The sequence below is a fragment of the Nitrospira lenta genome, from assembly GCF_900403705.1.
Classification (GTDB): Bacteria; Nitrospirota; Nitrospiria; order Nitrospirales; family Nitrospiraceae; genus Nitrospira_D; species Nitrospira_D lenta.
The window spans coordinates 240,619-249,249 of record NZ_OUNR01000018.1 but is presented as its reverse complement, the minus strand read 5'-3'; the positions used below and the strand labels follow the sequence as shown (position 1 = coordinate 249,249).

Genomic DNA, 8,631 nt, shown 5'->3' with positions numbered 1-8,631 from the left:
CGCTCAGTGTGGTGTCTTTACAACAGGTGGCGTCGGCGGGTCAGGAGTTGAAGATCTGGACTAGAATTCCTGTGCGGGTTGTCGCCGTCGTCTTTCGCATAATGTGTTTGATGTGCTCTTTAACGGTTTGCTCTGTAATGAGGAGAGCATTTGCGATTTCTTTATTGGTCCACCCTTTGGCCAAATGTTCCACCACGGCTTGTTCGCGATTCGTAAGCTGAAACTTTTCACGGGCATGGTCGGTATTGAGGCTTTGCCTCCTTCCAAGCTCTTCCATGGTGACCACCAGACGAGCATGCTCCACACCGGCACGATCCGGCAGGCCAAATCCTCGGAGTAAAATGGGTTGGCTGGGATCTCCGCTCACCCGCTTGAGTTCAAATTGCTCCCAGTCTTTTGCTTCGGTCCGAACATGGAGAGCCTTAATGATTTCCCCGCAGAGTTCAGTGAGGGCTGTTGGCAGAACACCATGGGCTGATCGAGCGGCCGATCCTGCCTGTTCCGCGGCGTTGATTTTTTTAGCCAGCTCCGTTGCTTGACGGTTCATGTGGAGCAGTTGCATAGCGGCCGTTAACACAACAATTCCTGAGCCAGCACGTTGGTCGGCGAGGCCATCTGATTGATCGGCGTGATGAGTTGATTCAGTCATGGATTCTCTTTACGACAGACACAGCAGTATTGCTAGACAATTGAATAAACTCTGATAGAGTGCAGCGAGTGAAGCGATACTAGAAAGAGTACCTAACCCTTTAGGGGGAGTCAACACCTACATTAGAGAATATTGGCCTACATCATCGGTATTGTTAGCCTCGGAGGCCTTCCCTATAGTTCAGTATGATTGGAGTATGAGTAGCGCAGGTTGAGTCAGCTGCTACAGGAGATTCCAATCCTCAAATTGCGGATAGGGAAGCCAAGAAATCAATCCTTACTAAGGGAGGCGTGATGTGGGACAGATAAGCTGGGAATGGCCGATGACCGATTGTGGGGAAAGTCATAGGGATCGAGTGGCGATGCTGCGACCTATCCCATATGAAATGACTAGACCTGCGGATGAACCTGCTCTATTAGGTCGTGAAGGCAAAGCGCTTTCCTTGAATATCAGCAGTGGGGGGATGCTCATATTGATGGAGCATGCTCCTCCTGTGGCGCAGGTGCTGAAGGTTTTTGTGCCAACTCCAGTTACGGTCGCTGAGACGCCTACGTTGGCTGAAGTAAGGTGGGCAAGGCGAGTCCCTTTTGGAAAAGGGGTTGGTCCGTACTTGGTGGGCCTCAAGTTCATGTTTTGATTTGACAGGAATTAGCCGCTAAATGGGCGGTGTTAGCCGTTCTTGTTAATCCGTCTACGCTAAAGGAGTTTGCACGTATGCAAAGTATTAAAACTCTGTTGGTGATCGTCGGAATAAGTACGAGTTTCTTTCTCGATCCAGTACTGGCAGTTCCTCAGGATGCGGATATCAAAAGAGGAGGAGGGCCTTCTTCTGCGAAATCCCCGATCAGCTCATCCGACAAATCTCTCTTAATAGTTACGCCGGAGTATATTATTGGCCCCGAGGATATTTTGGAAATTACGGTCTGGAAGAATGCAGATCTTTCTAAGCAAGTTCAGGTACGGCCTGATGGCAGAATTTCCCTTCCGTTACTGGGAGATATATCGGCGGTTGCAAAAACCCCAGTCCAGCTGACTGAGGAGATTTCTGTTGGTCTCAGGGCTTACATGGAGAACCCAACCATCTCGATCTTAGTAAAGGAGGTCAATAGCTATCAGATTTATGTGTTGGGGGAAGTCAATAAACCTGGTAAGTTTCCGCTAAAGAGCAAAACCACCCTTTTGCAAGGGATTACCGTGGCCGGTGGATTCACCCCCATGGCAGCGAGAAATAAGATCGTTATCTTCCGTTTTTCCAAAGATGGGGAAGGGTTGACGAAGCTCAAGGCGAGTTATGACGATATTGTCGTTCGTGATGGTTCGATTCAGAACATGGAGCTAAAGCCTGGCGACCAGATTGTTGTGCCATCAGAGACGATGGTGGTATTGCCAAGTCGGTAAGCCTCTATATGTATATTTCGGTTGCCTCTGAGCTCAGTTTTTTCAAAACGCGGAGAGCAGAGGTGTGGCCTAAAGGTGAGATATTGGGAGAGGTAAGAAGCCGATGATCGTTCAGATATGGGAGTGGGTGAAAACCCTTACCGTTGCTGGGGTACTGATTATTACCGTCGTGGTGACAGAGGGTTGTTTTCAGCAGAATGTTCAGTATCCGGGAATGTCTCTTCCCCCCACCGAGTTTCTCATTGGGCCGGAGGATGTTTTACTTGTCACTGTCTGGCGTAATCAGGAATTGTCAAAAGAGGTAATTGTTAGGCCTGATGGAAAGATATCTTTGCCTCTTATCGGAGATGTCATGGCTGCAGGTTTATCGGCTCAGGTTCTTTCCAAGCATGTGGCAGATGCCCTGGCTGAGTTCATGTCCACTCCGACGGTATCTGTCCAAGTGAAAGAGATCAATAGCTACCATATTTTTGCGGTCGGTGAAGTCGGGAAGCCCGGGAAAATTCCGCTTAAGTCGTTCACAAGTGTAGTTCAGGGGATCTCATATGCTGGAGGGTTTACGACATTTGCTTCTCGTAATAATGTTCATGTGCTTCGCATGGTGAAGAATGCGCAAGGTGAGACCAAACAGGTCATGATTCCTGTGCCTTATCTTGACATTGTGCAAGGGAAGAATTTGGAGGCCAATTTCATTCTGAAGGCTGGTGACGTCATTGTTGTACCGTAATGCTGGCCTGCGAGCCGTAAAAGCTGTTTTCATTACAGTATTAGCTGTAGGTTGGACGGCAGGGGCGTCGGTGTTGGCCCAAACGATCATCATCCCAACGCTGTCGGTTTCGGAGACCTATGATTCAAATGTATTCTACACGCCGAAAACATTATTGGGTCCTGGTTTTAAAGCAGAAGATTTTATGACCACAGTGAGACCTCAGATCAATCTCGCTCACGCAGGTCCGCGCGTAAATGGCAGTTTTTCTGTGGGTGCTAATATCACGAAGTATGTGAATAATCCCAGCCTCGACTACACGGGTATCAATGTTGCTGGCCAGTTGGACTTGAAGCGATGGGCCAATAGTTTTTCACAGCGTATCTCGGCATTGTCCGTTCGAGGAACCTATCAGTTTACGCCATCATTAAGTGGTTTCGGAGCAACGACTGGCGGGGCGTTCGGAACTGGCTACGGTTCAACCGGTATTAGCTCTCCGATCGATACAGGGCTCGTCACAAACCGTGTGTCGATGCACAATATGAATTTTGGGGTTACTGGTGGATATGATCTCACACGGAATACAGTACTCACGGCTAGTTATAGCTATACAAAGTTAACCTTCGGGAATCAATCAGGCGGTATCAATAACCAGCTGTTCGATACAGATGGGCACACAACGATGACCGCTCTGACAACGAAGATATCTCCGACAGACACGGTGGGGACTACCGCGACCATGTCTCACTATATTCAAGGGGGTGCCTCAGGCGGCGGGTCGGGTTCCTTTACGACCATTTCGGGGACGGCGAACTGGGCAAAGCTCTGGACAAAGCAATTGAGTACGTCTCTTGGTGGGGGCGGAATTTTTACCCTCCCCATTGAGTCAACCGTGCCAGGCCAATCAATCAAGTCAACCTTTGCCCCGACTGGGACGATCACAATGACGTACAGTTCATTTTCTGAAGGGCTGCGGGAAGCGGGGGCGGCGCCGGGACCGTTTGATAATTTGCCCAGGGTGCCTGGCAGCCTGGCTCCGGGAGGGGTCATTGCACCAGGAGCCTTCACGACATCGCTGAGCTATAATTTCAGCATCTTTCCAAGTTATGCCCTTAATGCAGGGCCAATGAAGACGCACGTTGTCGGTGTCAATGCAAACATGGGAATCACTTCGAAGCTTACTGGTCAGGCCGGAATGAACTACTCACATGGAAATTCGAGTATTTCCAGCTTTGATACTCTTGGAGCAACAGCTGGGGCTAGCTATCTCTTGGGGCCGGTATTGGTAAACCTCACCTATAATTGGTTGCATTTTTCAAACTCATTTGCACAGTCTGCTGTAGCTCAGAGTGAGTATGCTTTTTCGAAAAAGATGGTGATGTTGTCCCTCTCTTACGCTTTTACGAGCCAGTCGTTCTTTAGGATGGGTGGAATGGGAAGTTTCGCATCCCAAGAAACAGGAGAGAGCGCGATCACTCCAGCAGGCACGGGAGCAGGTAGTGGTTCCGTCGGATCGGGCGTATTAAAGAAGGAGTAGGGAATTGTTTACTGGATTAAGTACTCCCGAAGAATACTTTAGGGCGATAAAAAATCATAAGTGGCTGATTGTCATTCCAATCGTGGTGTGTGTCTGCGTGGCTGCGTTGGTGTGCTATTGGTTGCCCAAGAGCTATCGATCGAGCACCCTTCTCTATTTTCAAGAGCAGAAGGTGCGGGGTGTCAAAGGTGTTGATGCTCCCGAATCGGGTGGCGATACACAGCGACCCGACGTCGCGATGGGGACACGTATTGATGCATTGAGAGAGGTTCTCTATAAACGGGAATTGCTGACTCAGGTAGCTGAGGAATTCCATCTGTATGGTTATGATAAAAATAACGCCGCTCCTGCCCTTGACAATAGTGTCGCCTCACGCCTTCGTAGTTTAGTTACAATAGAGCCTCAGGTGGGTGGATTGCTGAAAGTCTCCTTTGCTGATGCAGAGCCTACGATTGCCAAAGCCGTGACTGCGAGATTGGCAGATCTCTTTGTCCAAGAAAATACAAAATCTCGAAATGCAATTGCTGAAAGTTCAACCGAATTTCTTCAGCATGAAATGGATTCTTTAAAAGGCCAGTTGGAGTCCAAAGAGCTGGCCATCGCGCATTTTAAGCAGTCCCATCTCGGTCAGTTGCCCGAGCAAATGGACTCAAACATGCGGGCGATCGATCGGTTGGAAGGTGAAGTCTCGGCGCAACAGGAGATGGAAAAGACGTTAAGTCTTCGTCTCGAGTCTGTGGATAAAGCACTTAGGGAATACGAGGATCCTTCTAGTGACGTGAGCCCCAAGCGCGCAGAAAAAGATCCCAGGCTGGTGAAGATTCGTGAGCTTGAGCGGACATTGGCTGGATTTCGGTCAATGTACAAGGAAACGTACCCCGATGTCGCTCGTGTAAAGAATGAGCTGAGTCAACTGCAAGCAATGACTACCGATGAGTATGTCGCACTGTATATTGAGCCTGAATCGTCTGAGCCAGATGGACCGAAAAGAGTAAAACGGAAACAGATTGACCCGTACAAATCGGAATTGATAAAGCAGCGGGAAGATATAGTGCGAGAGGTAGATCTGGTTCACCGTCGCCAGGCTCGTATCGCTGAAGATATCAGAAAGTATGAATCAAGAATTCAAGGCACCACCGTGCATCAGCAAGAGCTGATGTCAATTCAGCGCGACTATGAAAACCTCCAGAAGAACTACCAATCCTTGCTTGAGAAAAAGTTGGCGGTCGGTATGGCGGGGAACCTTGAGCAGAAACATCAAGGGACTCAAATGCGAATCATCGAGCCTGCAGGGCTGCCGTCATGGCCGGAAAAGCCCAATCTGATTATTGTCATGTTCGGCGGGTTGGCCGTGGGATGTGCGCTCGGGTTTGGGAGCGCATTCGGGATTGAGATGTTGCGACGAGGTTTTGTCTCAGCCGAAGAAATCGAAGTCACACTGGGAGTGCCAGTCTTTGCGACAATCTCCCACTTTCAGTCGGCTTGGCCAGGGGGGGCAAAGCTGACGGCGGAAACAGCTCGGCGCAAGGACCGTTTGCTGGCGCTCCCAGGGTTTCGAAAAGAAGGATTGCTCGTTGCAAACGGAGGATCCTCCGTGGGGCGTGGACAGGTATCGGTAGGCCCGGAACTTGTTGCGATGTGGTATCCAAGGTCTGTGGTCGCGGAACAGTATCGAGTTGCTGCAACGAGAATTGGATTGATGGCAGGCCAGCAGGAAAGCACAGTGATCGTTATGTCGAGTGCGTTGATGGGAGAGGGAAAGACATCTACGGCCCTCAATCTCGCCCATGTTTTTGCCAGAGATTTGAATAAGAAGACGGTGTTGGTGGACTGCGATTTGAAACGTCCGATGGTTCATGCCTACGCCGGGATGGAATTGAGCGTGGGGTTAAGTGAAGTATTGCTTGGGGAAAAACAATTTGAAGAATGCCTTGAGTATCATGAACAGCTAGGGGTCTGGATCCTTCCCGCAGGCATTATCCAATCTGGAATCGCGGCACTCACTCACGTGGATCGGTTGTCCAAGCTCATTAATAGTTTGCGTGAAAAGTTTGAATGTATTGTGCTTGATGCCCCACCGTTACTGCCAGTTGCGGAGTCTCTCTTAATTGTGAGAATGGCAGATGTCGTGGCGCACGTGATTCGAGCCCGCACGACTCCTCGGGACGCCGTCATGAGTGCTTTGAAAATGGTGGGGCAAGAGCGGGCTCTGGGAGTGATCTTGAACGGAGTGGAAGAGCAAGATTCACCGTATTCATACTATAGCTATGGCAATAAGATCTATGAACCTCACCGTGCCCAACTCAGATAGATCACGCGCGGAGAAACTGGTGATCTTGCCCGTTGATCATGCGCCTAAGGCGATCTTTAGGGTGCCGGGAGCGCGGAGGCGAATCCTGATTTTAGGGATTGGGTCGCTCGCCAATAATCTGTGCTCGGTGCTTGTTTCGAGGAGCAGAGTGTTTACCGATGTCATAGGCTTTCTCTCCAAGGAAAGCGCGCAAGTTGGGACAGAATTGTCAGGTGTGAAGATTCTCGGGACGATGGACCAACTTCTTTCAGTTGTTGAGCGCGATCGAGTGGATACCATTGCGGTGTGTTTGGAGGATCGCCGGGCCGTGCTTCCCGTCCAGGTCTTGCTTGATTTGAAGGGAATGGGGGTCGATATCTGGGATGGAAATCATTTGTATGAAGAAGAGTCTGGGCGGCTTTCAATTGATGACTTGAAACCCAGCGCAATTATTTTCTCCAGGGAGTTTAAGCGAGGTATCGTTGTCCGAACAATCAAGCGATCAATGGATCTGCTGATTGCAGTGGTAGGTCTGGTGGTTATCCTCCCTCTCTTGGCCGTGATTGGGCTCTTCATTAAGCTGGATTCTCCTGGGCCGATCTTCTACCGGCAAGTTCGGGTCGGACTTCGGGCGCAGCCGTATATGATCTGGAAGTTTCGCTCCATGTTTACGGATGCAGAAAAAGCGGGTGCCAGGTGGACCTCGGAGCGGGATCCCAGGATCTCACGGGTCGGGTGGTATTTGAGGAAGTGGCGACTCGATGAATTGCCGCAGCTCATTAATGTGATTCACGGGGAAATGAGTCTGGTGGGGCCACGTCCTGAGCGACCAGTCTTCGTTCAAGAATTGCGGTCGGTCATCCCGTTTTATGACCTCCGCCACGTTGTTCGACCTGGAATTACCGGATGGGCTCAAACTCAGTTTCGGTATGGAGCCTCGGCGGAAGATTCCCACGTGAAGCTGCAGTATGATCTCTATTATGTAAAGTATCTCTCTTTGCGACTAGACCTTCGCATTCTGATTGAGACAATACGGGTCATTCTGCGAGGAGAAGGCGCTCGATGAGCATGCTAGTGGAGAAGCCTATTCACTGTCTCTCCTTTGACGTCGAGGAGCACTTTCAGGTTTCGGCCTTCTGGTCAGATGCGAGGAGACAAGAGTGGGATCGGTACGAGAGCCGGGTCGAGCGAAATACGCAGTTGTTGGCTGAGCTGCTGGCCAAGCATGGAATGAAAGCCACGTTTTTCATTCTGGGATGGGTCGCGGAGCGACATCCAGAGTTGGTCAAGTCGCTGGCGGCCCAGGGGCATGAGGTGGCATCCCATGGATATGGCCACGAACTAGTAACTGCCCAGTCTCCGGAGCAGTTTCGTCAAGATGTGCGAATGGCCAAAAATATTCTGGAAGATCTGACTGGAAATTCAGTCGTGGGGTATCGAGCTCCCAGCTTTTCTATAACCTCTGAGACCGAGTGGGCGCTCTCGATTTTAGTTGAAGAAGGATATCAGTACGATTCCAGTGTTTATGATCGATTTCATCGGACGGAAAAGGGGACGCTTCCTGCGGAAATGTTTCAAATCTACACTCCGGCAGGTGCAATCTGGGAGGTTCCCCCCTCAACCTATAAGGCACTTGGATTTCAGATTCCTGTGGCGGGAGGGGGATACTTTAGGTTGTTCCCTTACGCAGTGTCCAGGGCCCTACTCCGTCGACTCGAAAGTCAGGGAAGAACTCTGATTATGTATCTCCATCCCTGGGAGATTGATCCTCATCAGCCTCGTATGGACGGACCGTGGCTATCACAGATCCGGCACTATTTGAATCTCGGTAAGACCCAGGCGCGATTGAGCCAGCTTCTTGCGGATTTCAATTTTGGATCTATCCGAGACATCGTTGTTTCCCATAGAGAAATACGTAGTGTAACTTATTCTTCGCAGTCTCCCGTTGCGATTCATGAATGACGCTGCGGTGTCAGGAAGTCTGGGTTCCGTCCGTTGAAAGTTAGGTTGATATCAAATAGAGATTGCAGCAGCGTATTTGCGCTGTAGCG

General features: G+C 50.1%; 8 protein-coding genes. 7 read left to right on the top strand and 1 reads right to left on the bottom strand.

Going from position 1 to position 8,631, the window contains the following annotated elements; all coding sequences use genetic code 11:
- Positions 1-40: 40 nt before the first annotated feature.
- A complete protein-coding gene (locus tag NITLEN_RS14705; protein WP_121990384.1) occupies positions 41-649 on the bottom strand; it encodes a helix-turn-helix transcriptional regulator in 609 nt (202 codons plus the stop codon).
- A gap of 322 nt (positions 650-971) precedes the next feature.
- Between NITLEN_RS14705 and NITLEN_RS18925 the strand changes: the two genes are divergently transcribed.
- The 7 genes from NITLEN_RS18925 (at position 972) to NITLEN_RS14670 (ending at position 8,542) form a co-directional block, all read left to right on the top strand.
- On the top strand, positions 972-1,286 hold the full coding sequence (locus NITLEN_RS18925; protein ID WP_121990383.1) for a PilZ domain-containing protein: 315 nt from the start codon (positions 972-974) through the stop codon (positions 1,284-1,286).
- Positions 1,287-1,363: 77 nt separating this feature from the next.
- Positions 1,364-2,047 (top strand): polysaccharide biosynthesis/export family protein, encoded by a 684-nt coding sequence (locus NITLEN_RS14695; protein ID WP_121990382.1) that lies wholly within the window; start codon positions 1,364-1,366, stop codon positions 2,045-2,047.
- 103 nt (positions 2,048-2,150) lie between these two features.
- A complete protein-coding gene (locus tag NITLEN_RS14690; protein WP_121990381.1) occupies positions 2,151-2,774 on the top strand; it encodes a polysaccharide biosynthesis/export family protein in 624 nt (207 codons plus the stop codon).
- Positions 2,752-4,290, top strand: a complete 1,539-nt coding sequence (locus NITLEN_RS14685; RefSeq protein WP_146216211.1) for a porin family protein — start codon at positions 2,752-2,754, stop codon at positions 4,288-4,290. Before NITLEN_RS14690 ends, NITLEN_RS14685 begins: the two co-directional genes overlap by 23 nt.
- Positions 4,291-4,294: 4 nt before the next feature.
- Positions 4,295-6,601: a GumC family protein gene (locus NITLEN_RS14680; RefSeq protein ID WP_121990379.1), complete on the top strand. Its 2,307-nt coding sequence runs from the start codon at positions 4,295-4,297 to the stop codon at positions 6,599-6,601.
- Positions 6,558-7,646, top strand: a complete 1,089-nt coding sequence (locus tag NITLEN_RS14675; protein ID WP_121990378.1) for a TIGR03013 family XrtA/PEP-CTERM system glycosyltransferase — start codon at positions 6,558-6,560, stop codon at positions 7,644-7,646. The genes NITLEN_RS14680 and NITLEN_RS14675 overlap by 44 nt, the downstream gene beginning before the upstream one ends.
- A complete protein-coding gene (locus tag NITLEN_RS14670; RefSeq protein ID WP_245924510.1) occupies positions 7,643-8,542 on the top strand; it encodes an XrtA system polysaccharide deacetylase in 900 nt (299 codons plus the stop codon). Before NITLEN_RS14675 ends, NITLEN_RS14670 begins: the two co-directional genes overlap by 4 nt.
- Positions 8,543-8,631: the final 89 nt, after the last annotated feature.

Bases quoted from the DNA above. Each gene is read 5' to 3' on its own strand.
- NITLEN_RS14705 (WP_121990384.1), bottom strand. From the start codon at position 649: ATGACTGAATCAACTCATCACGCCGATCAATCAGATGGCCTCGCCGAC.
- NITLEN_RS18925 (WP_121990383.1), top strand. From the start codon at position 972: ATGACCGATTGTGGGGAAAGTCATAGGGATCGAGTGGCGATGCTGCGA.
- NITLEN_RS14695 (WP_121990382.1), top strand. From the start codon at position 1,364: ATGCAAAGTATTAAAACTCTGTTGGTGATCGTCGGAATAAGTACGAGT.
- NITLEN_RS14690 (WP_121990381.1), top strand. From the start codon at position 2,151: ATGATCGTTCAGATATGGGAGTGGGTGAAAACCCTTACCGTTGCTGGG.
- NITLEN_RS14675 (WP_121990378.1), top strand. From the start codon at position 6,558: ATGGCAATAAGATCTATGAACCTCACCGTGCCCAACTCAGATAGATCA.
- NITLEN_RS14670 (WP_245924510.1), top strand. From the start codon at position 7,643: ATGAGCATGCTAGTGGAGAAGCCTATTCACTGTCTCTCCTTTGACGTC.